General features: G+C 68.0%; 25 protein-coding genes. 10 read left to right on the top strand and 15 right to left on the bottom strand.

Annotation, left to right across the window (positions count from 1 at the left end; all coding sequences use genetic code 11):
• Positions 1-105: 105 nt before the first annotated feature.
• Positions 106-498, top strand: a complete 393-nt coding sequence (locus tag O4N75_RS03880) for an OB-fold domain-containing protein (protein ID WP_221220928.1) — start codon at positions 106-108, stop codon at positions 496-498.
• 13 nt (positions 499-511) lie between these two features.
• Positions 512-1,651: a hypothetical protein gene (locus tag O4N75_RS03885; protein WP_269628053.1), complete on the top strand. Its 1,140-nt coding sequence runs from the start codon at positions 512-514 to the stop codon at positions 1,649-1,651.
• A 73-nt stretch (positions 1,652-1,724) separates the two neighbouring features.
• On the opposite strand, the gene O4N75_RS03890 is transcribed toward O4N75_RS03885, so the two are convergent.
• A complete protein-coding gene (locus O4N75_RS03890; protein ID WP_269628054.1) occupies positions 1,725-2,852 on the bottom strand; it encodes a zinc-binding dehydrogenase in 1,128 nt (375 codons plus the stop codon).
• 223 nt (positions 2,853-3,075) lie between these two features.
• On the opposite strand from O4N75_RS03890, the gene O4N75_RS03895 reads away from it, so the two are divergent.
• The 4 genes from O4N75_RS03895 to O4N75_RS03910 all read left to right on the top strand — a co-directional run bounded on the left by O4N75_RS03895 (position 3,076) and on the right by O4N75_RS03910 (position 8,206).
• The gene (locus tag O4N75_RS03895) at positions 3,076-5,538 is read left to right on the top strand and encodes a TonB-dependent receptor (RefSeq protein WP_269628056.1); all 2,463 of its coding nucleotides are present in this window, start codon (positions 3,076-3,078) and stop codon (positions 5,536-5,538) included.
• Positions 5,538-7,046 carry a CehA/McbA family metallohydrolase gene (locus tag O4N75_RS03900; RefSeq protein WP_269628057.1) on the top strand — a complete coding sequence of 503 codons (1,509 nt, stop codon included), beginning with the start codon at positions 5,538-5,540 and terminating at the stop codon, positions 7,044-7,046. The genes O4N75_RS03895 and O4N75_RS03900 overlap by 1 nt, the downstream gene beginning before the upstream one ends.
• Before the next feature lie 87 nt (positions 7,047-7,133).
• Positions 7,134-7,736, top strand: coding sequence for a response regulator (locus O4N75_RS03905; RefSeq protein ID WP_269628059.1), 603 nt, complete (start codon positions 7,134-7,136; stop codon positions 7,734-7,736).
• Positions 7,733-8,206: a hypothetical protein gene (locus O4N75_RS03910; protein ID WP_269628061.1), complete on the top strand. Its 474-nt coding sequence runs from the start codon at positions 7,733-7,735 to the stop codon at positions 8,204-8,206. Before O4N75_RS03905 ends, O4N75_RS03910 begins: the two co-directional genes overlap by 4 nt.
• 107 nt (positions 8,207-8,313) lie before the next feature.
• Here the strand turns inward: O4N75_RS03910 and O4N75_RS03915 are convergent, their stop codons facing one another.
• Genes O4N75_RS03915 through O4N75_RS03970 form a run of 12 tightly spaced genes read right to left on the bottom strand, consistent with a single transcriptional unit; the run spans position 8,314 to position 18,035 of the window.
• On the bottom strand, positions 8,314-8,763 hold the full coding sequence (locus O4N75_RS03915; protein ID WP_269628062.1) for a hypothetical protein: 450 nt from the start codon (positions 8,761-8,763) through the stop codon (positions 8,314-8,316).
• On the bottom strand, positions 8,760-9,356 hold the full coding sequence (locus O4N75_RS03920) for a response regulator (protein WP_269628063.1): 597 nt from the start codon (positions 9,354-9,356) through the stop codon (positions 8,760-8,762). Before O4N75_RS03920 ends, O4N75_RS03915 begins: the two co-directional genes overlap by 4 nt.
• A gap of 11 nt (positions 9,357-9,367) precedes the next feature.
• Complete coding sequence (locus O4N75_RS03925) at positions 9,368-9,733, bottom strand: hypothetical protein (RefSeq protein ID WP_269628064.1); 366 nt, start codon at positions 9,731-9,733, stop codon at positions 9,368-9,370.
• Positions 9,733-10,293, bottom strand: a complete 561-nt coding sequence (locus O4N75_RS03930; RefSeq protein WP_269628065.1) for a chemotaxis protein CheD — start codon at positions 10,291-10,293, stop codon at positions 9,733-9,735. The genes O4N75_RS03925 and O4N75_RS03930 overlap by 1 nt, the downstream gene beginning before the upstream one ends.
• Positions 10,290-10,679, bottom strand: a complete 390-nt coding sequence (locus O4N75_RS03935; protein ID WP_267232030.1) for a response regulator — start codon at positions 10,677-10,679, stop codon at positions 10,290-10,292. The genes O4N75_RS03930 and O4N75_RS03935 overlap by 4 nt, the downstream gene beginning before the upstream one ends.
• Positions 10,679-11,716, bottom strand: coding sequence for a chemotaxis response regulator protein-glutamate methylesterase (locus O4N75_RS03940; RefSeq protein ID WP_267232029.1), 1,038 nt, complete (start codon positions 11,714-11,716; stop codon positions 10,679-10,681). Before O4N75_RS03940 ends, O4N75_RS03935 begins: the two co-directional genes overlap by 1 nt.
• Positions 11,713-12,594 (bottom strand): protein-glutamate O-methyltransferase, encoded by an 882-nt coding sequence (locus O4N75_RS03945; RefSeq protein WP_269628066.1) that lies wholly within the window; start codon positions 12,592-12,594, stop codon positions 11,713-11,715. Before O4N75_RS03945 ends, O4N75_RS03940 begins: the two co-directional genes overlap by 4 nt.
• The gene (locus tag O4N75_RS03950; RefSeq protein ID WP_267232103.1) at positions 12,591-13,061 is read right to left on the bottom strand and encodes a chemotaxis protein CheW; all 471 of its coding nucleotides are present in this window, start codon (positions 13,059-13,061) and stop codon (positions 12,591-12,593) included. Before O4N75_RS03950 ends, O4N75_RS03945 begins: the two co-directional genes overlap by 4 nt.
• Positions 13,062-13,063: 2 nt before the next feature.
• Positions 13,064-15,403 (bottom strand): chemotaxis protein CheA, encoded by a 2,340-nt coding sequence (locus tag O4N75_RS03955; RefSeq protein WP_269628067.1) that lies wholly within the window; start codon positions 15,401-15,403, stop codon positions 13,064-13,066.
• Positions 15,404-15,430: 27 nt separating this feature from the next.
• Entirely contained in the window at positions 15,431-15,796 is a 366-nt protein-coding gene (locus O4N75_RS03960) for a response regulator (protein WP_056017186.1), read from the bottom strand.
• Positions 15,797-15,806: 10 nt separating this feature from the next.
• Positions 15,807-16,088: an STAS domain-containing protein gene (locus tag O4N75_RS03965; RefSeq protein WP_269628068.1), complete on the bottom strand. Its 282-nt coding sequence runs from the start codon at positions 16,086-16,088 to the stop codon at positions 15,807-15,809.
• 36 nt (positions 16,089-16,124) lie between these two features.
• A complete protein-coding gene (locus O4N75_RS03970; protein ID WP_269628069.1) occupies positions 16,125-18,035 on the bottom strand; it encodes a methyl-accepting chemotaxis protein in 1,911 nt (636 codons plus the stop codon).
• A 564-nt stretch (positions 18,036-18,599) separates the two neighbouring features.
• Between O4N75_RS03970 and O4N75_RS03975 the strand changes: the two genes are divergently transcribed.
• The 4 genes from O4N75_RS03975 to O4N75_RS03990 all read left to right on the top strand — a co-directional run bounded on the left by O4N75_RS03975 (position 18,600) and on the right by O4N75_RS03990 (position 22,826).
• Positions 18,600-19,787 (top strand): acyl-CoA dehydrogenase family protein, encoded by a 1,188-nt coding sequence (locus O4N75_RS03975; protein ID WP_269628070.1) that lies wholly within the window; start codon positions 18,600-18,602, stop codon positions 19,785-19,787.
• Between the two features lies 1 nt (position 19,788).
• Positions 19,789-20,865 (top strand): acyl-CoA dehydrogenase family protein, encoded by a 1,077-nt coding sequence (locus O4N75_RS03980; protein ID WP_269628071.1) that lies wholly within the window; start codon positions 19,789-19,791, stop codon positions 20,863-20,865.
• 74 nt (positions 20,866-20,939) lie between these two features.
• On the top strand, positions 20,940-21,236 hold the full coding sequence (locus O4N75_RS03985) for a UBP-type zinc finger domain-containing protein (RefSeq protein ID WP_269628073.1): 297 nt from the start codon (positions 20,940-20,942) through the stop codon (positions 21,234-21,236).
• A gap of 219 nt (positions 21,237-21,455) precedes the next feature.
• A complete protein-coding gene (locus tag O4N75_RS03990; protein ID WP_269628074.1) occupies positions 21,456-22,826 on the top strand; it encodes a hypothetical protein in 1,371 nt (456 codons plus the stop codon).
• Here O4N75_RS03990 and O4N75_RS03995 read toward each other — a convergent pair.
• Complete coding sequence (locus O4N75_RS03995; RefSeq protein ID WP_269628075.1) at positions 22,819-23,112, bottom strand: GNAT family N-acetyltransferase; 294 nt, start codon at positions 23,110-23,112, stop codon at positions 22,819-22,821. The genes O4N75_RS03990 and O4N75_RS03995 overlap by 8 nt on opposite strands.
• A complete protein-coding gene (locus O4N75_RS04000) occupies positions 23,109-23,420 on the bottom strand; it encodes a GNAT family N-acetyltransferase (protein ID WP_267232018.1) in 312 nt (103 codons plus the stop codon). The genes O4N75_RS03995 and O4N75_RS04000 overlap by 4 nt, the downstream gene beginning before the upstream one ends.
• Between the last annotated feature and the right edge of the window lie 10 nt (positions 23,421-23,430).

A 23,430-nucleotide genomic window follows, 5' to 3' on the forward strand; every position in this document is an offset into this window, starting at 1 on the left:
CGACAACGGCGCCGTATCGGGCTTTGCTGCCGCGCCCGTCGTGAGGTGGGCCAATTTCCAAACGTCGAATTTTGATTGGGGACGAATTTCAAGATGGCGAGAATCTTGCCTGAACCCACGCCCGAGACCCAGCATTTCTGGGACGGGGCGGCCCGGGGCGAACTGCTCCTGCAACGCAACAAGGCCACCGGCGAAGCCTATTTCCCGCCGCGCCCCTTCTGCCCGAAGACCGGCTCGCGCGACGTCGAGGTCTTCAAGGCCAGCGGCAAGGCCGTTCTCTGGTCCTATGTGATCAATCACCGTCCCCGCCCCGACATGGGGACCGAGCCCTACGCCATCGCGGTGGTGAAGCTCGAAGAAGGCCCGACCATGATGACCAACATCGTCGGCTGCCCGCAGACGCCTGAAGCCCTGGTCCTCGACATGCCGCTCGAGGTCGTTTTCGAAAAGTTCAGCGACACCATCTCGCTGCCCTTCTTCCAGCCGGCCAAGTCGTAAGGGCGCAAAGACAATGCAGAAGAATTCCGTCGCGGTCGTCGGGGCCGCGGAAACCACGAAGATGGGCAAGATTCCGGACGTGTCCGTGATCGGCCTGCACGCCGATGCGGCGCTGAACGCCATGGCCGATGCGGGCCTGACGCCGGCCGACATCGATGGCGTCGCCACCGCCGGCATCAGCCCGGTCGAACTGGCCCACTATCTCGGCATCAAGCCGACCTATGCCGACGGCACGTCGGTCGGCGGCTGCTCGTTCATGCTGCACGTGCGCCATGCGGCCGCTGCGATCGCCGCCGGCCACGCCAAGACCATCCTGATCACCCACGGCGAATCAGGCCGCAGCCGAGTCGGCGCCGGCGGTTTCGGGCGCGCGCCGTCGAGCTTGATGGGTCAGTTCGAAATGCCGTTCGGCCCTGTTGGTCCGCCGACCATGTTCACCGTGCCGGTGCTTCGCTACATGAAGACCTACGGCGTGACCGAGGAGGATCTGGCCACCGTCTCGGTGATCCAGCGCGAATGGGCCGCCAAGAACCCGCGGGCCAGCTTCAAGGATCCGATCACTGTCGACGACGTGCTGAACTCGCCGATGATCGCCTGGCCGTACCGCATGCTGATGTGCTGCCTGGTCACCGATGGCGGCGGCGCGCTGATCCTGACCAGCGCCGACCGGGCCAAGGATTTCCCGAACAAGCCGGTCTACGTGCTTGGCACGGGTGAGAGCGTCGAGACCCCGATGGTCTCGCAGATGTACGACTTCACCTCGTCGACGGCGTTCAAGATCTCGGGCGCCAAGGCGTTCGAAGACGCCGGCATCAAGCACTCCGACGTCGATCACCTGATGATCTACGACGCCTTCGCCCACCTGCCGCTCTATGGCCTGGAAGACCTCGGCTTCGTGAAGCCGGGCGAAGCCAAGGACTTCATCAAGGAGCGCAACACCGCCATCGGCGGCAAGCTGCCGGTGAACACCAACGGCGGCGGTCTCTCGTACATGCACTCGGGGATGTACGGCATGTACGCCCTGCAGGAGAGCGTGCGTCAGATGCGCGGCACCGCCGCGGCGCAGATCGAAGGCGCCAAGATCAGCGTGGCCCACGGCGTCGGCGGCATGTTCGCCTCCTCCGGCACGGTGATCTTCACGAACGAAAAGTAGTTTAATACCAGAGACTTGCCGCAGTTCATGCTGCACTCATGCTGCGAAGCATGGGTGCAGCATTTTTTGTGAGTCAGACGCCCTTGTTCGGGTTGATCAGGTACTTCTCGCCGGTGGCCTTGCGGGCGTAGGCGGCGATGATGTCCGGCTGCAGCACCTCGGCCAGCGAGATTTCGGCCGTGTAGTGGCTGGCGAAGGTGGTCTTCAGTTCGGCCGCCACCCGGGCGCGCAGCTTGGCGGCGTCGGCGCCCAGCTTCATCAGGAACGGGGTCAGCAGCCAGCCGTTGACGCCCCACGACAGGCCGAAGTTGCGGGCCAGTTCGGTCGGGCCGGTGTCCAGCGCGCCGTAGATGTAGACCTGCTTGTAGGTCGACGAGCCGTACCGGCTGTACTCGGTGGCCTTGCGGTTGGCAGCGACCTCCATGGCCGACAGGATCTGCGAGGCCAGCTTGCCGCCGCCGATGGCGTCGAAGGCCAGGGTGGCGCCGGTCTCCTCGATCGCGTCGGTCAGGGCGGCGATGAAGTCGGGCGCGGTCGAATCGATCACGTACTTGGCGCCGAGGTCCTTGAGGATCTTGGCTTGTTCGGCGCTGCGCACGATGTTCACCAGGCTGATCCCGTCGGCGATGCAGATCTTGTTGAGCATCTGGCCGAGGTTCGAGGCCGCCGCCGTGTGCACCAGGGCGGTGTGGCCCTCGCGGCGCATGACCTCGGTCATGCTGAGCGCGGTCAGCGGGTTGACGAAGCACGAGGCACCGTCGGCCGCCGTGGCTCCGGCCGGCAGTTCGAGCACGTCGCTGGCCTTGGCGATGCGGTGCTGGGCGTAGGTCGCGCCGCCGAGAATGGCGACGGTCTTGCCGAGCAGCGCCTTGGCCTGGGGCGAATCGCCCGCCGCGACGACGACGCCGGCGCCCTCGTTGCCGACCGGCATCGAGGCGTCCAGCCGCGCCTTCAGCGCGCCCAGGAAATGCTGCGGCACGGGGGCGGTGACGACGGCGTCGGCGCCCGAACCGCTGACCTTGGCGTTGGCGATGTCGGCCGGGCCGAGCAGCAGGCCGAGATCCGAGGGGTTGATCGGCGCGGCTTCGATGCGGACCAGCACCTCGTCGGCGCCCGGCTGCGGCACGGGGACCTGCGCCAGGGACAGTTCCAGTTCGCCGCTCGACTTCACCAGCGAACGCAGTTGCAGGCTCGTTTCCATACCCGTCTCCCAATTTTGCTTATGACGTGAATATGGATGGGCTGCCGCGGCGGCAATCACAAATCGCACGACCGGTCGCACTTTAGCGCGGCGTTCTCCGTGGGCGCATCGCCGGCAACGTTTCGGCGGCAAAGCTGTCGCGCCGCCGACATCGAACCGTCGCCGCCTCGATATGGACGGACATTAGGACCCGGCCTCAGAACAGTACCGGGGCCAGATTCTCATGAAAGCCATCCTCTTCGCTGCGGCCGCGAGCGCCGTGTTGCTCGCCGCCATGCCCGCGTTCGCCGACGACGCAGACGGCACGGTCGAGGAACTGATCGTCACCGCCCGCGCCGGCGCCGAGCAGCGCAAGGTCGAGGCCAGCTACGCCATCACCACGATCGGCGAGGAGAAGCTGCGCCTGCAGTCCCCAGTCAGCGTCGCCGAGGCGCTGAAGAACGTGCCGGGCTTCTGGGTCGAGGCGTCGGGCGGGGAAGCCGGCGCCAACATCCGCGCCCGGGGCATTCCGATGGAAGGCTATTCGGCCATCGCCATGCAGGAGGACGGAACGCCGATCCAGCACGACGGCGGCCTGGGCTTCCTCAACTCCGACTTCTCGTTCCGCATGGACGAGACGGTGCAACGGATGGAGGTCGTGCGCGGCGGTCCGTCCTCGATCTTCACCTCCTACGCGCCGGGCGGGGTGGTGAACTTCATCACCCGCAAGGGCTCGGACCAGTTCGAGGGCCTGGTGAAGGCCCAGGTCGGCGACTACGGCCTGGCGCGCGGCGACTTCTGGGTCGGCGGCCCGGCAGCCGGCCTCCGGGTGGGCCTGGGCGGCTTCTACCGGGTCAGCGACGGCGTCCGCGACCCGGGCTACCGCGCCGATGAAGGCGGCCAGATCCGCCTGTCGATCGGCCGCGACTTCGAGCGCGGTTCCATCGACTTCAACGTCAAGCACCTGGACGACAACACGATCTTCTTCCTGGGCGTGCCGCTGACCTTCGACGCCCAGGGCGAGACCGCCGGCGTCCCGGGCTTCGATCCCAACTACGGCACCTTCGCCGGGCCCGAGACCAGCCAGTTCATCTTCCGCACCAATCGCGGTCCGTACGACTTCGACCTCACCCGCGGCGCGGACGTGAAGCTCACCCAGTACACCTTCAACTTCAACTACGAGCTCGGCGGCGGCTGGGAGGTGCAGGACAATCTGCGCTACCGCACCAGCGACGTCGCCCGCGCGGGCCTGTTCCCCAACACCCCGGTCAGCGCCGCCTCGCGCCTGGCGCAGGTGAGGGCGGGCCTTCCGGCGGCCCTAGGCGCGACCTCGGTCGAGTACCGCTTCGTCAACGCCCCGAACGAGCGGTTCGACGTCCTGAACCAGAACGGCAACGGGTTGGTGATGGACGCGTCCATGCGCGAGCAGGACATCACGCTGGACGAGTGGATCAACGACCTGCGGCTGCTCAACCGCTTCGAGATCGGCGGCCAGACCCACAACGTGGCGCTCGGCCTCTACTACGCCAAGGTCGAGGAGACCTTCTTCCAGATCGGCGCCTCGGCCCTGGTCGACGTGCAGGACAACGCCCGCCTGCTCGATATCGTCGCCCTGAACGCCGCCGGCCAGGTGGTCGCCAACATGACCGAGGGCGGCATTTCCCGCTACGGCCTGCAGTTCAACAACGCCGAGGGAGAATCCAAGACCATCGCCTTCTACGCCTCGGACGAATGGCAGATGAACGACAAGCTGCGCGTCGATCTCGGCTTCCGCTGGGAGCGGATCGAGATGTCGGGCCGCAACGAGCGCAGCGCCGGGGTCAATCTCGGCCAATCGCCGACCCCGGCGGACGACAACGTGCTGAGCGGCACGGGCGTGTTCGATCCTCTGGATCGCGAGTTCGACGGCTGGGGCGCGACTGTCGGCGTCAACTATCAGATCCAGCCCAACCTCGGCGTCTTCGCCCGCTACACCTACGGCTTCCGCCTGCCGTCGCTGGGCGACTTCCTGACCAACCCGACCCGCACCGATCCGCGGGTCCAGGGCATCGACCTGGCCGAGGCCGGGATCAAGATCGACCAGCCGAAGTTCAGCGTCTACGCGACCGCCTTCTATACGGGCTTCGACAGCCAGTCGTTCGGCGAGACCCGGTTCGATCAGGCGACAAACACCTTCGTCAGCCGCACCGAGTTCACCTCGACCACCTCCTACGGCGTGGAGCTCGAGGGCGTCGTGCGGCCGGTCGACTGGTTCGACGTCTCGTTCACCGGCACCGCGCAGGATCCGCGGTTCGGCGACTTCAAGTTCAACGAGGTGGTGGGCGGCGTCCTGGTGCAGCGCGACTTCACCGATAACATGCAGGTCCGCGCTCCTAAGGTCAGCGGGCGGATCACCCCCGGCTTCAACCTGCTGGACGGCAAGCTGCGGTTGGAAGGGGACGTGCAGTACTTCGGCAAGCGGTTCTCGGATGCGGCCAACACCCTGATCATCCCGGACTATTTCCTGCTGAACGCCCAGGTCCGCTACAATGTCACCGACAACCTGACGCTCTACGCCTACGGGACCAACCTCACCAACGAGATCGGCCTGACCGAGGGCAATCCCCGCGCAGGCCAATTCATCAGCGGCGAGACCGGAGCCAAGTACTATCTCGGCCGGCCCGAGCTTGGCCGCGCGTTCCGGGCCGCCGTGCTATACCGCTTCTGATGACGCGGACACTGCAGCAGGGCCTGCGCGCGGGGGCGGTGCTGATCGCTCTCGTGCTGCTCGCCGTCTTCTTCGACGTAGCGGCGGCCCGGGCGCAGACTGCGCGCGCGCCGGACCTGACCCTGACCGGAACCCTCACCGGGACGGCGCACGAGACCTATACCGAGTTGCCGTTCAGGGTGCCGGCCGGGACGGGGCGCTTGAGCGTCGAGTTCAGCTACACCGGCAAGGAGCAGAAGTCGGTCATCGATCTGGGGCTGCGCGATCCCGAGCGCTTCCGCGGTTGGAGCGGCGGCAACAAGAGCCGCTTCACCGTGGCCGAGGCCGACGCCACGCCTTCCTACCTGGCCGGGCCGCTGAAGCCCGGAACCTGGAAGCTGATCCTCGGCGCGCCCAATATCCGCAAGATCGCCCGCGCCGACTATGTGGCCAAGATCTGGTTCGAGCCGATCGGCGCGGGCTTCGCCGGCTTCTCGGACAGGCCGGCGGCCGGCGGCGATCGCTGGTGGCGCGGGGACCTGCACATGCACACCGGCCACAGCGACGGCGCGTGCCTGTCGCGCAAGGGCGCGAAGGTTCCCTGTCCTGTGTTCAAGACCCTGGATGCGGCGGCCGCCCGCGGTCTCAATTTCGTGGCGGTGACCGATCACAACACCACCTCGCACTTCGAGGCGTTGCGCGAACTGGCGCCTTACTACGACGACCTGCTGATCATGCCGGGGCGCGAGATCACGACCTTCTACGGGCACGCCAACCTGTTCGGTCCGACCGCCTTCGTCGATTTCCAGCTGGGCGGCCCGCGCGCGCGCCGCTTCGTCGATATTCAGGCGCAGTCGGACAAGGCCGGCGGCCTCCTGTCGATCAACCACCCCGGCCTCCCGTCGGGGGAGCTCTGCATGGGTTGCGGCTGGACTGCGCCGTATACGGACTATTCGCGCGTGCAGGCGGTCGAAGTGATCAACGGCGGCGCGGCCGAGGGGCCGCTCTCGGGGCTCGCTTTCTGGGAGGCGCGCCTCAACGAAGGCCTACAGATCACCGCCATCGGCGGTTCCGACAACCATGACGCCAGCCTCGATCCCGCCCGGGCGCCGGCCATCGGCGTGCCGACCACGGTGGTGCGCGCGCCCGAACTCAGCCAGGCCGCGATCCTGCGGGCCATCCGCCAGGGCCACGTGTTCCTCGACGTGGCTGGAACCCGCGAGCGGCTGCTCGAAGTCACCGCGCGCGCGGGCGCCGCCGAGGCCCAGATGGGCGACCAGATCGCCGCGCCGGCCGGGGCCAAGGTCTCCCTCGCCGTGCGGGTCGTGGGCGTCCCGGGTGGACGCATCGTCCTGGCGGGCGACGGCGCCCGGCTGGCGGCCCTGGCCGACCCGAACCTCTCGGGCTCTGACCAGACACTGGCCTTCGACCTTACCGCCGACGGCCGGCCGCGCTGGCTGCGCGTCGATGTGCGCGACGCCGGCGGCAGGCTCGTCCTGCTCGGAAATCCGATCTACCTGCGTCCCTGAGGCGTCTCGCCGCAGCAGGGTGGTCGGAAACACTTATTAACCCTGACCGCCATAGGTTGAGGCGATTGCTTCACCGCCGGAAAGTGCATGGGTCTTAGTCCGGAATCCCGCGCCCGCTTCAATCTCGAGCGCGCTTCGGTGCTGGTGCTCGATGAGTCCCCGATGGGGATGAGCATCCTCGTGCAGATTCTTACCGGCTTCGGGGTCAAGACGCTGCATCGCTGCGAAAAGGTCGAAGAAGCCAAGGAGACGATCGCCAAGGTCGAGGTCGACCTGATCGTCTGCGACTCCATGGGCGCGGGCGGCGAGGGCTACGACTTCGTCAGCTGGCTGCGGACCAGCAAGATCGAGCCGAATTGCTATGCGCCGGTGCTGCTGACCTCGGGTCACACGCCGAGCCATGCCGTGCAGAAGGCCAGGGACTGCGGCGCGCATTTCATCATGGCCAAGCCGCTGACCCCGATCGCCGTGCTCGAACGCATCATCTGGATCGCGCGCGAGGGCCGCCGGTTCGTGGAATGCGACACCTATGTCGGCCCCGACCGCCGTTTCAAGAATGACGGCGTTCCCGCCGGGATGACCGGCCGTCGTCGCGACGACCTGCAAGGCGACATCGGCGACGCCCAAAGCCCCAACATGGATCAGGAGGTCATCGACAGCCTGATGAAAACAAGACGGGTGGAACTATGAGCTCGGTTCGGATCCATACCCCGCCGGTCAAGCTGGCGAAGCTGCTGCGCACGCCGGGCGGCCTGCCGGTCGCAGAGGCCGTCCAGAGGGCCGGGGCGGGGCTCGCCAGTCTCAAGAACGACTGTCTCGGCGAACTGACGACCATGCTCGACCAGGCCGAGGCCTGCGCTGGGCGGGCCTCGGCCGACTATGACGCCGCCCTCACCGGCGAGCTCTACGACATCGTCGCCAAACCGATCGGGGTGCCGAGCGTCTGCGGGCTGGCGGCCATCGACACCGCGCTGATCAGCCTGTCGGACCTGCTGGACTACCTGAAGAGCCAGCAGCGCTGGGACGCCAACGCCGTGGCGGTGCATCTGCGCGCCTGCCGCCTGTTGCTGCACACTGAGGGCGCAGCCGACGCGGCCGGCACCCAGGCGATCCTGGCCGGCCTGCGCAAGGTCAGCCAGCGTTACGCGAAGCCGGAATAGAAAAAGGGACGGCGCTCCCAGAGCGTCCTTCGCCGAGGGGCGCCGGTTCGGCGAGGAAAGCGCCCTGAACTCAAAGAGTCTTGAGCGAAGTCCGCACGGACTGCGCTTTAGGGCGCCAGCCGGTCCGTGATCGACCAGAGGCCGTCGACGACCGATTTCAGCGAGGCGGGATCCTGACCGTCCTTGGTCCAGAGCAGCCGCAGCGCGCTGACGTGGACGCTGATCGAGGTCCAGTCCTGACGCCCGTGCGTACGCTGGCGATCGACCAGTTCGCAGAGGCTGTAGCAGGCGTCGCAGAGCACGCGCTTGTCGAACAGCCCAGCGATGTCGAGGATCGCGGAGGCTTCCTCGTAGACAGCGTCGAGCGCTGCGGTCTGCTCGCGGGTCATCGCCTCGAGGCGGCCGATCATGTTGCCGAGCGATTTCATCGCATCGCCCGCATGCGCGGCCAGCTCGCGTTGGGCGCGCTCGTTGGCGATCCCGGCGGTCATGCCGCCCGGGCGGGCGACCTGTTCGGTCAAGCGGTACTTGACCTTGACGAATTCAGCTTCGCTCACAGTTGCGCCTTCATCGGTTTCAGCAGCATGTCGATGTCGGACTGATCCATGTTCGGATCGGTCGCGGCTCCGACGTGCGTGGAGAGATCGTCCTTGCGTCGGCCCTTGACGCCCAGCGGCGGGCCCATGTTCTTGAACCGGCGGTCAGGACCGACATAGCCCTCGGCGACGACCATCTGCCGTTCGTCCTTGGCCACCCAGAACACCCGCTGCAGCAGGATTTCGGGAGTGAACGGCCGCGAGACCACGAAGTTGGCGCCGGAGTCGCGGCTCTTCTCGACCATGCTGCGCGCGGCGTGGCCGGTCAGCATGATCACCGGAGTGAAGCGCGCGTTGTCGGGACCTTCGCGGCGCAGCCACCGCACCAGATCGTAGCCGTCCATGTCCGGCATGTGCGCATCGACGACGATCAGGTCGAGTTCCTGCGTCTTGATGATGTGCATCGCCTCGGCGCCGGTGGCCGCCTTGAACTGCTTGCGTACGCCGAACCCGCGGAACATTGCGGTCAGTGCGTCCATGGCCTGCGAGTTCTGTTCGACCAGCAGGACCACCGATCGGTCGAGATTGATCCGGATCTTGGGATCGAGGGCCATCGGCGCGCCGCCTAGAAGAGGTCGAGGTCCCCGGCGTCGGCCGCCGCCCGCACCGGTCCCTCGCGGGTCACCCGCGCCAGCCGGTTGGCGAGGTCGCCGAGGGTGACGCCGGCCACGGCGTCGGTGAGGTCATAGACGTCGCTGTCGGCTTGGGCCGACAGCTTGCGGGTGAAGTTGGCCAGCGCGGCCAGATGCTGGGTCAGCACGTCGAGGGTCTGGGCCTCGTGCAGGGCGATGGCCAGCGGCTCGCCGCGGCTGGCGCGCACCAATTGGGTGACCAGGGTCTCCAGGCGGTCGCACAGCTCTCCGGCGTGCTCCAGCTCCTGGGCGATCGAGGCCAGCACCTCGGGGGTGCGGACGAGGGCGGATTGGCTCATCAGAACAGCTCCACGGACCCTTCGTCCTCGACCGGCGCAGGGGCACGGGCCACAGGTTCGCGCAGACGGGTTAGTTCCGCGTTATCAGTGACGGTTCGTTGTTGCGCCCGGCCGGTGGTCGGCCAGTACTGCACACGCCGGGCGGCCAGGCCGCCCAGGCTGGACCCGACGACGGGAATGCCCTCGTCGCGCAGGAATTTCTCGGCGAAGGCGGCGTTCGAGGCGCCCACGTCCGACAACCCGCCGAACATCCGGGCCCCGCCGAACAGCTTGGCCTCCAGCCGGTCGCGACGGGCGCCCGAACGCAGCAGCTCGTTGATCAGCAGTTCCATGGCGTAGGCCCCGTAACGGCGGCCCTCGTCCAGTCCCTCGGCCTTGCCGCTCGGCAGCAGGAAGTGGTTCATGCCCCCGACGCCAGTCTTCGGATCGCGCATGCACACCGCCACGCACGATCCGAGGATCGTGGTCAGCATGACATCGGGGTCGCTGGAGATGTGGTGCTCTCCCTGCACCACATGGATCCGTTTTCCCGGCCGTCCAGAGACGTTCTCGACGATCATGTCAGGGGACCGAACACCGCTTCGATTTTTTCTTTGAGCGTCTGGGTGGTGAAGGGCTTCACCAGGTAGTTGTTCACGCCGAACTGCACCGCGCGCTGCACGAGTTCGCGGTCGGCGCGGCCGGTGAGCATGATCACCGCGGTCTTCGAGGTCGGGCCGTGGGCGCGGATCGCGCGCAGCAGGCCCAGCCCGTCGAGCTTGGGCATGTTGAAGTCGGTGATCACCAGGTTGGCCGGAGCGGCGATCAGCTGGCGCAGCGCTTCTTCGCCGTCGGGCGCCTCGCGCGTCTGGGTGATGCCCAGGGCGTGCAGGCTGGTGCGGATGAGCGAGCGCATCGTCTGCTGGTCGTCGACGATCAGGGTCTTGATGCTGACGGCGGTAGGCATCAGGCGCTCCTATGGATGTCTGCAGCGGAGCAGAGGTTCAAGATGGACGGACCCATCCGCGAGAGGCCCACTTGCTTCTCGACGGCGCCGATTTCGAAGGCGACCCGCGGCATGCCGTAGACGACGCAGGAGGACTCGTCCTGGCCGAGCGTCCGGGCTCCCGCCTTGCGCATGGCCAGCAGACCGGCGGCCCCGTCGCGGCCCATGCCGGTCAGGATCACGCCGACCGCGTGGCGGTTGAGCTTGGCGACCGAGTCGAACAGAACGTCGACCGAGGGCCGGTGGCCGTTGACCGGTTCGCCCGCGCGCAGGCGGATCACCGGATGCGAGGCCGACAGCACTTCCATGTGCTGATCGCCGCCGGGGGCGATGTAGACGTGGCCCGGCTGCAGGCGGTCGCCGTCGCGGGCCTCGGTCACATGCGCGCCCGAGATGCGGTCCAGGCGCGCGGCGAAACTCTTGGTGAAGGTCGCCGGCATGTGCTGGGTGATCACCGTCGGCGGGCAGGTCTCCGGGAAGGTCGCCAGGATGGTCATCAGCGCCTCGACCCCGCCCGTGGACGATCCGATCGCCAGGATCGCGTCCGAGGCGCGATAGTCGCCGTCGCGCTCCACCGGCGTGGTCGGGCCGTTGTAGGGCTTCACCCGCGCCCGGGCCGCGGCCTTCACCTTGGCGGTGAGATCGTTGAAGGCTTCCTGCGCGGTGACCCCGCCGACCGGCTTGCCGACGCAATCGACGGCGCCGAGTTCCAGGGCCTCCAGGGTCACGTCCGCGCCGGCCTGGGTCAGGGTCGAGACCATCACCACCGGCGTCGGCCGCAGGCGCATGATCTTTTCCAGGAACTCCAGGCCGTTCATTTTCGGCATCTCGATGTCGAGGGTGACGACGTCGGGATTGAGCTTCTTGATCTGTTCGCGGGCTTCCAGCGGGTCGTTGGCGAAGCCAAGGACCTCGATTTCGGGGTCGCGCTTGAGGGCGGCGGCGATCAGTCCGCGCATGGTGGCGCTGTCGTCGACGACGAGGACTCCGACGCTCATCGGGCGCCTCGCAGGGCGTAGGTGGTCAAGCCGGTGGTCTCGAACTGGCTGGCCGCGGGGCCGGACACGCGTTCCGAATGGCCGATGTACAGCGTGCCGCCGGGAACGAGCGCGGGCGCGAAGCGGCTCCAGATCCGCTCCTGGGTCGGCTCGTCGAAATAGATCACGACGTTGCGGCAGAAGATCACGTCGAACTTGCCCTTCATCGGCCAGTCGCCGATCAGGTTCAGCTCGCGGAAGGCCACCAGCTCGCGCAGCTCGTCGGCGACTTCCCAGCCCGCGCCGGACTTCTTGAACCACTTGCGGCGCAGGTCGAGCGGCACCGGGGCGACGGCGTCCTCGCGGTACACGCCGGCCTTGCCCTCGGCGATCATGTTCGGGTCGATGTCGGTGGCCAGGATCTTGACGTCCAGGCTCGCCGCTTCGGGCAGCGCGGTGAGCACGGTGATGGCCATGGAGTAGGGCTCCTGGCCGTTGGAGCAGGCCGCCGACCACAGCCGCACCCGGCCGCCGCGGCGCGCAGTCTCGGCCAGCTTCGGCATCACCACCTCGCGGAGGTGGTCGAAGTGGTGCGGCTCGCGGAAGTAGCGGGTCACGTTGGTGGTCAGCGCCGCCATCATCGCCTGGCGCTCGTCGACGCCCTGCTGGCCTTCGACCAGGCTGCAGTATTCGCGGAACGAGCGCAGGCCCAGCGTGCGCAGCCGCTTGGCCAGGCGCGAATAGACCAGCGCGGCCTTGCCCTCGGCCAGGGCGATCCCGGCGTGGCTGTGCAGGATGTTGGCGATTTTCTTGAAATCGTCCTCGGTGAACAGGAACTCGCCTTCGACCAGTCCGGCCGCGGCGCCGCCCCTGGCGCGCGTATCGACCGGGCTCGTCATGCCGCTTCCGCCTCGGTCTCCGGCAGGACGCGGTCCAGCGAGATCAGGCTGACCATGCGCCCGTCGATGGCGAACAGGCCCTTCACGAAGGTCTTCACCTGGTCGCAGGCCACGTCCGGCGTCGGCTGCACCATGTCGTCGCTGACATTGATGATGTCGCTGACCGCCTCGACCAGCAGGCCGAGCGTGCGTCCGCCGACATTGACCACCATGATCACGTGGCGGGCGCTGGGCTCGCTGGTGGTGAGGCCCAGGCGCGCGCCCAGGTCCACGATCGGCAGCACCGCGCCGCGCAGGTTGATGACGCCCTTCATGTAGGATGGGGTGCGGGGCAGGGGCGTGGCCGGGGTCCAACCGCGGATTTCCCGGACCTGCATGATGTCGACGCAGAATTCCTGCTCGGCGATGCGGAAGGCGATCAGTTCGCGCCGCGCGCCGGCGGCGGAATGGGTCATCGGGTCGGTCATGCTCATCCGGCCATTCGCTTTTCGCTACGCGGCGCCGGTTTGCGCCGGTGCTGGGTGGTCACAAGGGCGTCGACGTCGAGGATCAGGGCGACGCGGCCGTCGCCCAGGATGGTGGCGGCGGCGATGCCGTCGATCTGCTGGTAGTTGGCCTCGAGGCTTTTGATCACGACCTGGCGCTGGCCCTGGATGGCGTCGACCAGCAGGGCGGCTTTGCCGCCGCCTTCGCTCTCGACCAGGATGGCCACGCCTTGGCCGGCTTCCATCGGGCCGTCGCGGAAGCCCAGCGACACGCCGACGTCGATCAGCGGGACGAAGGTGTCGCGGATGCGGATCACCGCGTCCTTGCCGCCGACATAGTGCACGTCCTCGGGGCGCGGGGTCAGGCTCTCGACGATGGCCGACAGCGGCGCGACCAGGGTCTGCTCGGCGGCGGTCACCACCATGCCGTCCAGCACCGCCAGGGTCAGCGGCAGCGACATCGTGAACTTCGAGCCCTTGCCGGGTTCGGACGAGATCGAGATGCGGCCGCCCAGGCCCTGGATCGAGCGGCGGACCACGTCCATGCCGACGCCGCGGCCGGAAATGTCCGAGATGGTCTCGGCGGTCGAGAAGCCGGGCAGGAAGATCAGGTTGTCGGTCTCTTCGTCCGACAGCACCGCGTCCTCGGCGATCAGGCCCTTGTCGATGGCGATGCCGCGCACGCGCTGGCGGTTGATGCCGCGGCCGTCGTCCTGGATCTCGATGACGATGCGGCCGCCACGGTGCAGGGCGCGCATGTGCACGACGCCTTCGGCCGGCTTGCCGGCTTCGGCGCGGCCCTCGGGCGTCTCCAGCCCGTGGTCGATGGCGTTGCGCAGCATGTGGGTGATCGGGTCGGTCAGGCGCTCGATGACGGTCTTGTCGACCTCGGTGCCTTCGCCTTCCATGACCAGGCGCACGCGCTTGCCGACCATGTCGGCGACCTCGCGGACCAGGCGCGGCATACGCTGGAAGACGCTCTTCACCGGCTGGGCGCGGATGGCCATGACGCTGTCCTGGATTTCCCGGGTCAGCAGTTCCAGGTCTTCAAGACCGAGCACGACGTTCGACGAGCGGGCCAGGCCGCTTTCCAGAACGCGCTGGGACAGCATGGCTTGCTGGATGACCAGTTCGCCGACGGCGTTGATCAGCCGGTCGACGCGATCCAGGTCGACCCGGATCGTGGCCTGGGCCGGAGCGGCCGGAGCGTTGGCGTTGGCCGGCGCGGCGGCTTTCGCGGCGGCGGGCGCCTGGGCCGGCGCGGCCGCGGGGACCGGGGGCGGCGTCGTGGCCGGGGCGGTGGTTTCGGCCCGGGCGCGGGCGATCAGCGCGGCCACGTCCATGTCGGCGGCCGGTTCGGGCTCTGGCGCAGGTTCAGGTTCGGCCGCGGCGACAAGGGCGTCGCCGGACACGCGGGCGAGCAGGGCGGCGAGGTCCAGCGGCGCCTCGGCGCTGGCCTTGGCCAGGTCGTCGTCGCTCGTCGGCAGGTCGGCCTTGGGGGCCGGCTCGTCGCCGCCTTCGCGGACGATCGACAGGGTGCAGTCGTCCTCGACGAACTCGAACACCTCGCGGATCGCGGCTTCGTCGGCCTCGGTCGTCAGGCGGATAGACCAGCGCAGATAAGCGCTCTCGGCGGAAATCTGGTCCAGCGGCGGCAGGTCGCTGTCGTCCAGCGTCACCTGCGTTTCGCCCAGGCGGGCCAGTTCGCGCAGCAGCAGCCCGGCCTCGTTGGCCTTGGCGTACATCTCGGTCTTGGGCGCGAAATCGATGATCCAGACGCCGCCCGCGGCGACCGCAGGTTCGGGCTCCAGCGCCACTGGCGGCGGCAGGTCGAAGTCCAGGGGCGGCGCGGCGGCTCCGGCGTCGTCGTCGATCGAGACCGCCATCGGGACGAAGCCGAAGTCCTCGTCGTCCCCCAGGTCGCCGTCGTCCAGTCCCTCGTCGCCGATCAGCGACTTCAGTTCGGCGAGGATGCCCGCCGAGCGGGCTTCATCCACCGTCGTGCCGTCGCGCGCGGCGGCCACGTGGTCGGCCAGCACGTCGAAGGCGCGCAGCAGGGTTTTGGCGACCTCGTCGGTCAGCTCCATCTTCTCGGAGCGCAGCTCGTCCATCACCGTCTCGAAGACGTGGGCGAAGCGGATCAGATCTTCCAGACCGAAGGCCCCGGCGCCGCCCTTGACGGAGTGCACAGCCCGGAACACCGCGTTGATGGTCTCGCTGTCGGCGTCGCCGGCCTCCATGGCCAGCAGACCCTGCTCGGCGTCGGTCAGGAGCTCGTCGCACTCCTGGAAGAAGGTCTGCTTGATGCTCTCGAACGGATCCAACGGAGCGCTCCGGTTGGGGGGAAAGATTTAGGCGGCGACCCGACGGACGGCTTCGACCAGCTTCACGGGATTGAACGGCTTCACGATCCAGCCGGTGGCGCCGGCCGCGCGGGCCCGCTCCTTCTTGGCCGCGTCGCTTTCGGTGGTCAGCACCAGGATCGGCGTGGCGCGGTGATCGGGATTGGCGCGCACGCCCTCGATCACGCCGAAGCCGTCGAGGCGGGGCATGTTGATGTCGGTGATGACGACGTCGGCGCCGTTGGCCTGCAGGACTTCCAGGCCCTCCACGCCGTCCACGGCCTGGATCACGGTGTATCCGGCCTGAACCAGGGCGTGGTTCAGCATTTCCCGCATGGTGCGGCTATCGTCGATCGTCAGGACGGTCTTGCTCACGAGAATCCCCCTAGGACTCGAATTGCAGCTCGGGCGCGCCGAAGGCAGCCAATTGCTCTGAGAAGCCCGAAGACGGTTGATCCACAGTTAAGCTATGGCCGTCCTCGGACCAGATTTTGCGCGCCGACATCAAAACCTGCAGGCAGAGCCCGCCCAGGCGCGTCACCTGCGAGGCGTCGAGGCTCAGGGGACGGCCGCGCAGGGCCATCAGTTCAGCCCGCAGGGGCTCGGCCGCCTGCAGGTCCAGGATCGGCTGTAGGCTGACCACGGCGGGCGCCGTCGACTGCGTCATCTTCACTCCCCCCGAGGGGCCGCGTTGTGCGGCGCCCTAGAATTCTTCCCAACCGTCGGCCTCGGGCTCCGGCTTGCGGAGCGCCGAGCCGTCACGGCTCGACCGTCGCATCTGCGGGCTGGCGGCGGCCGGACGACGTCCGGCCGGAGCGGCCTGCACCTGGCCGATGTTGAACCGCGCGACGGACCCGGAGAGGGTTTCGGCCTCGCCCGCCAGGGCGTGGCTCGCCGCCGTCGATTCTTCGACCATGGCCGCATTCTGCTGCGTGACCTGATCCATTTGGTTAACGGCGGTGTTGACTTGTTGCAGGCCGACGGCCTGCTCCTGGGCGCTGGCCGCGATCTCCGAGACCAGGCTGTCGATCTCGGCGACGCGGCTGACGATCCGCTGCAGAGCCTCGCCGGTCTCGCCGACCAGATGCACGCCCTGGCCGACCTGCTGGCTGGAGGCGCTGATCAAGGTCTTGATTTCCTTGGCCGCTTCGGCCGAGCGCTGGGCCAGGGCCCGCACTTCCGAGGCGACGACTGCGAAGCCGCGGCCCGCTTCGCCCGCTCGCGCGGCCTCGACCCCAGCGTTCAGCGCCAGCAGGTTGGTCTGGAAGGCGATCTCGTCGATCACCCCGATGATCTGGCTGATTTGTTGCGCCGATTGTTCGATTTCGCTCATCGCCGCGACGGCTTGCCTCACGACTTCGCCGCTCTTCTGGGCGTCACCGCGCGCCCCCAGCACCACGTCGCTGCAAGTCCGGGCGCCGCTGGCGGTCTTGTTGACCGTGGCGGTGATCTCGTCGAGCGCCGCGGCGGTCTCTTCCAGGCTGGCGGCCTGCTGCTCGGTGCGGCGCGACAGGTCGTCGGCGGCGATGCTGATCTCGCCGGCGCCGCTCTTGATGGCATGCACGTTGGAGATGACGACGCTCATGGCGTCCTGGAGCTGCACCATGGCGGCGTTGAAGTCGGTCTTCAGTTGCGCGGCGTCCGGGGCGAAGGGCGCGGTGATGCGGTGGGTCAGGTCGCCGTGGGCCAGCTTGCCCATGGCCTCAGCCAAGGCGCCGATGGCGACCGCGTCTTCCTCGGCCTTGCGGGCCTTTTCCTCTTCACGGGCGCGGCGCTCGGCTTCGGCGGCGGCGCGTTGCTCGGCCGTCTGACCTTCCAGGCGCAGCTTCTCGATGCCGGCTTCCTTGAACACCGCGACGGCCTGAGCCATCTCGCCGACCTCGTCCTTGCGGTCCATGGCCGGGACGATGGCGGTGAAGTCGCCCTGGGCCAGGCGGCGCATGGCGGCCGTCATTGCGGTCACCGGCGCGCCGATCATCCGGCTCAGCAGCCAGCCGAGGCCGACGGCGATCAGCACCGCCAGCGTCAGGCCGATCGCCAGGCTGGCGGTCGCGGTGCGCGAGGCGTTGATCTGCTCGGTCTGCAGGCGCGCCATTTCCTCGTTCATCGCCGTCTGGACCGCTTCCATGGCGTCTTCCGCCGGCGAGATCACCGAGTCGGCGGCGCCGTCGGGCCCGACCATGGCGATGGCCTGCGGCAGGGTGGCCGGGTCGGAGGCGAGTTGCACGCCAGCCTCGAAGACTTCAGCGTACCAGCGGTCGGCGGACGCTGCGGCGGTGTCGATCTTGGCGGCCAGTTCGGGGGTGTCGGTCAGACCGGCGCGGGCGGTCTCGAGGCGCTTCTTGAAGTTCGCGCGGTGCTTGTTCACACGCTCGACGTAATAGTCGTTCTTCGACAGCAGGTAGCCACGGTAGCTGTTCTCCTGGCGAGTCATGAAGAACTTGGCCTCGTCGAGCGCCGAGAGGACCTCGCGGCTTTCCTTGATCTGCACGCGCGCGACATCGAGCGTGTGCAGGTTGATCATCATGGCGCCGCCCATGCCGGCCATGGTCAACACCACCGCAGCAAAGCCCAGGGCCAGCTTGCGGGAGATCTTAAGGTTGTCGAGAAACACGAGGTCGTCCCCAGGGTTCAGACCGCAGCGCGGCTAGCGCGGTGCGAGGCGAGCGCGCCCAAGGCGTTTCTTCCGTACCTGAACCAAGAATATGCGGAAGCGACCTTGTTGCCTCTGCACTGGGAGAACGATGTTCTCAACTATACGGAAGCGGGTCGCCTACGGACGTGCACTATTCTCCTACGAATACTATGGCTCCGTCGGAGGTCATGGATTTAGCCCCCTTCGTCGCCCATCCCATCGCTAGGTCCTCCTGGCTGAAGAAATGGTTACTGCAACCGCGGCGACGGACGTCTTTTTCCAGTGTTTGCCGTGGTTTGCATGTTGGGGTGCGACAAGCCGCCACAGGGCTTTCGCGACTCTGCGGGGGCGTCAAACCTCTGGGTGCGGTGGCGTCGGCATTACATTCTAGGGTAATATAACGACGTCATTTCATATTGGACTGAAGTTCAATTTCAGGTTTGACTCAGGGCGCAAGCCGCGGCCGGGGTTCCGTCGGGTCATACTTGCAGCGTGCGGACGGGGGTGCTCGCCTAGGGGCGACGACGCCCTGGGAGGACGCCGATGGACCTCAGATTCACGCCCGAAATGGAAGGTTTCCGCGAGGAGGTTCGCAGTTTCCTGACGAAACATCGCGACCGCTATGTCGGCGACGCCGCGCGCCCGCGCGAGGCGGCGCTGGAGTGGCAGCGTTTGCTGATCGAGCACGGCTATGCGGCCCGCACCATTCCCACGGCCTATGGCGGCTACGGCGCGGCGCCTGACGTGCTGAAGTCGCGGATCATCGCCGAGGAGTTCACCCGCGCAGGAGCGCCGCGCGGCTTCGCCAACCAGGGCATCTCGATGCTGGTCCCGACCCTGCTGGAGGTGGGCTCGGAGGAGCAGAAGATCCGCTGGATCGGCCCGACCCTGCGCGGCGAGGTCGTCTGGTGCCAGGGCTATTCGGAGCCGGGCGCGGGGTCGGACCTGGCCTCGCTGCAGACCAAGGCGGTCGAGGACGGCGACGACTTCGTGATCTCGGGCTCGAAGATCTGGACCAGCACCGCGGCCCAGGCCGACATGATCTTCTGCCTGGTGCGCACCGAACCTGACGCGCCCAAGCACGACGGCATCTCCTACCTGCTGTTTCCGATGACCACGCCGGGCATCGAGGTGCGGCCGCTGAAGACCATGACCGGCTCGGCCGAGTTCAACGAAGTGTTCTTCACCGACGTGCGCGTGCCCAAGAGCGCGGTGGTCGGCGGGCGCGGCCGAGGCTGGTTCGTCGCCAACGCCACGCTCAAGCACGAGCGCGGCATGCTGGGCGATCCCAACGCCACCGAGGCGCGGCTGCACGCCCTGATCGAGCTGATGAAGACCGAGAGCGTCGACGGTCGCCGGCTGATCGACGACCCGGTGTTCTGCGACCGGGTCATGCAGCTGCAGGCCCGGGTGCTGACCATGAAGTTCAACGGCCTGCGCAACGTCACCGCCTCGATGAGCGGCGAGGCCAGCGGCATGGCGGGGCTGGTGGTCAAGCTGCAGGGCTGCGAACTGAACCACCAGATCGCCGCCCTGGCCATCGACGCCCTGGGCGAACTGGGCGTGCTCTACGAAGACGGACCGCACCTGCGGGCCAGGGGCTCCTGGCAGTGGAACTACATGTTCGACCTGGGCCTGATCATCGGCGGCGGCACCGCCCAGATCCAGAAGAACATCATCGCCGAACGCGGCCTCGGCATGCCGCGCGAACCCAAGCTCGCGAGCGCCTGACATGGATTTTTCGATCACCGCCGACCAGAGGCTGATGCAGGAGAGCCTGGCCCGCACGCTAGAGACCGCTGCGCCGCTGGACCGGGTGCGCGCGTTCGCCGCCGACCGCGAGCCGATCGCCCGCGACCTGTGGGCCGCCCTGGCCGATTTCGGCCTGCCCGGCGTCGTTGTCCCGGTGGAGTACGGCGGGCTGGGGCTCGGCCTGCTGGACGCGGCCCTGGCGGCCGAGGTCCTGGGCCGGGCCGTCGCGCCGTCGCCGTTCCTCGGTTCGGTCGCCGCGTCGGTGGCGCTGGTCCGCGGCGGCAGCGGTGAACAGCAGGCGCGCTGGCTGCCGAAGATCGCCTCGGGCGAGGTCGTCGTCGGGCTGGCGATCTCCGAAGCGGTCGCCGGCGCTCGCGACGGCATGGGCGTAACCGCATCCGGCGGCAAGCTGAGCGGCGGGGCGCTGTTCGTCACCGACGCCCTGGCCGCCGATCTGTTCCTGGTCGCCGACACCGCCGGCGGCCTGCACCTGGTCGCGGGCGATGCGGCCGGGCTCTCCCGCTCGGACGTGACCAGCATCGACCTGACCCGGCGCCTGGGCGAACTCGCCTTCGACGGCGTCGCCGCTGAGCCGCTGGCCGCCCATGCGCTCGACGCGGTGCGCGACGCGGCCTGGACGCTGCTGGCCGCCGACACCCTGGGCGCGGCCGAGGTGATGATCGAAAAGGCCGTCGCCTACGCCAAGGAACGCCGCCAGTTCGGCCGGGTGATCGGCTCGTTCCAGGCGGTCAAGCACCTGTGCGCCGAGATGGCGGCCGAGCTGGAGCCGAGCCGCTCGTTGGTCTGGTACGCCGCGTACGCCTTCGACGACGCCCCAGCCGAGGCCGGGCTGACCGCCGCCCACGCCAAGGCGCACACCTCCGAAATCGGCCGCTTCATCGCCCGCACCGCCACCGAGGTGCATGGCGGCATGGGGATTACCGACCTGCTGGGGCTGCACTATTGGTTCAAGCGCATCGGCCTGAACCGTCAGTTGCTCGGAGGGCCGGAGCGGGTGCGCAGAATCGCGGCGCGGATGCAGGGTCTGGCGGCCTGAGGCGCAGACCCGATTGCGCCGCCCGCTCCGGGGCTTAGCGTCGTGCTTCCGGAACCTGCGGAGCGGCGGAGCCCATGACCTGTACGCACGGCGCGCACCTGAAAGTCGTCACGCCGTCCGCCGACGGCTGCGAAGAGTGTTTGCAGATCGGCGCAGGCTGGGTGCACCTGCGGCTGTGCCGCGAGTGCGGTCATGTCGGCTGCTGCGACGACAGTCCCAACACCCACGCGACCAAGCATTTCAAGGCCACCGGCCACCCGATCATGGAGACCTATGACCCGCCGGACGGCTGGGGCTGGTGCTATGTCGACGAGGTGATGCTGGACCTGGAGGGCATGACCACGCCGCATCCCAAGGGGTGGCGCTACTAGCTCCTCGACACACGCCCCGCGCGCGATACAAGCATTCCTGCAACCAGAGTGCCCGGGGGGAGCATGGGGAACAGGAACGTCGCGCGCTGGACCGTGGCCGTCGCCGCCGCCGTCGGCGCGTTCTGGCCGGCGGCGGCCAGCGCCGAATGGCTGCGCGCCGAGACCGACCGGTTCATCGTCTATGGGCAAGGCAAGGACGTGCGCGTCCGCAACCTCGCCATGCGCCTGAGCGTCTTCGACGCGGTCCTGCGGCTCACCCATCCCACGGCGCCCAAGGTCCAGCCGCGCAAGCTGGAGGTCTACATGATCGACAGCCAGCGGGACTTGCGTCGCGTGGCGCCGTCGAAGGATGCGAACACCGTCGGTTTCTACTCAGCCGGCGCCAACGCGACCTTCGCCGTCGCCTATGACGGAGCCATCGGTATCGACGGAGATGAGGTGCTCTTTCACGAGTACGCTCACGCCTTCATGCTTGAGAACTTCCCCGCGGCGTATCCGGGCTGGTTCATCGAGGGCTGGGCCGAATACTTCATGACAACCAAGGTCACGGCCAGCGCCGCCGAAGTGGGGCGGCCAAATCCAGGGCGCGCCTACGAGGTTTCGCAATCCGGGCGGCTGCCGTGGGAGGTCGTCCTGTCCCAGGCCCCCGGCGATCTGTCTGAAGACGTACGAAGCGCGTACTACTCCCAGGCGTGGCTGCTGATGCACTACATGCGCAGCGACCCGGAGCGCTCGGCGCAACTCGCCAAGATCACCATCGCCATCGCCGACGGTCAGGATCCGGTGAAGGCGATGGAGGTCGGGACGGGCCTGAGCATCGTCGAGCTTGGCACGCGACTGCGTAACTATCGGAGGCTGATCTCTTTCACGGTCAAGGACCCGCTGCCCAACGCGCCGGAGATCAAGGTCAGTCGCCTTGGCCCTTCAGCCGATGCGTTCCTTCTGGATTCCCTTCGGCTCTCCAATGAACGCGGCGTGGGCGCCGAAGCCGACTCGGCGTTGCTCGCGGACCTCAGAACGCGGGCTCCCCAATGGCCAGGCGACAGGCTCGCGGAGCTAACCCTGGCGCGCGCCGAGTTCGCTTTCGGCGACGTGGCGGCCGGCGAGGCGATCGTCAAACGTCGTCTGGAGGCCGATCCGAAGGACACCGAGACCTTGCTCGTCGCCGGCCAGGGGCAGCTGACGGCGGGCGAACGCGACCCCGATCACTATGAGGCGCGGTTCAAGGCCGCCCGACCATATCTCGTGAAAGCCTATGGCCAGGACCAGGACGACTACCGGATCCTTCTCGCCTATCTCCGCTCGCGGACCGTCGACCCGGCCTATCCGAACGACAACGACCTGAACGCCCTGCTCACCGTCAGGTCCCTGGCCCCGACCGTCGATGCGGCGGCCATCATGCTGGGCGATGCCCTGTTGCGCCGTGATCGAGAGGCCGAGGCGATCGCGGTGCTGTCGATCGTTGCGAACAATCCACACGGCGGCGGAGCGGCTGCGATCGCCCGCAGTCTGATTTCCGGTCAGCCCGCCAGTCCGCTCGACGCCGCGTCAGCCGCCCTCGACCAGCAGCCGAAGCCGGAAGCTAGGTGAGCGCCGCCCGCTCGTCTGGATGCACCAGGTCGTGCAGGTCCGGGCGCTTCTTGATGTAGGCGGCGAAGAACGCGCAGTGCGGCCGCACCTTCAGGCCCTGCTCGCGGGCATAGGCGAGGGCGGCCTTCGCCAGTTGCGAAGCCAGGCCCTGGCCCTCGAAGGCGCGGGGGGTGACCGTGTGCGGAAAGACGATGCTGTCGCCCTCGATCCGATAGTCGGCGAAGGCGACCTCGCCGCCGCCCAGGGCGATCTCGAACCGGCTCGGGGTGCGGACGACCTCGCTCACGCGGTCATGCCCGGGCGCTCGTCCGGGTGGACCATGGCGTGCAGTTCGGGGCGCTTCTTCATATAGGCGTTGAAGAAGGGGCAGTGCGGCCGCACCCACAGCTTTTCGTCGCGGGCGAACTGCAGCCCGGCCTCGACTAGGCGCTTGCCGACGCCCTGGCCGGCGAAGGCCTCCGGGACCACGGTGTGCGGAAAGATCACGCTGTCGCCGCGCACCCGATACTCGGCGAAGGCGACGTCCTCTCCGACGCGGATCTCGAAGCGTTTGTCGGTGCGCACCACTTCGGGCAGGTCGGTCGCTTCGGTCATGGTCGGTCCT

It is taken from the genome of Phenylobacterium sp. NIBR 498073 (assembly GCF_027286305.1).
Lineage (GTDB): Bacteria > Pseudomonadota > Alphaproteobacteria > Caulobacterales > Caulobacteraceae > Phenylobacterium.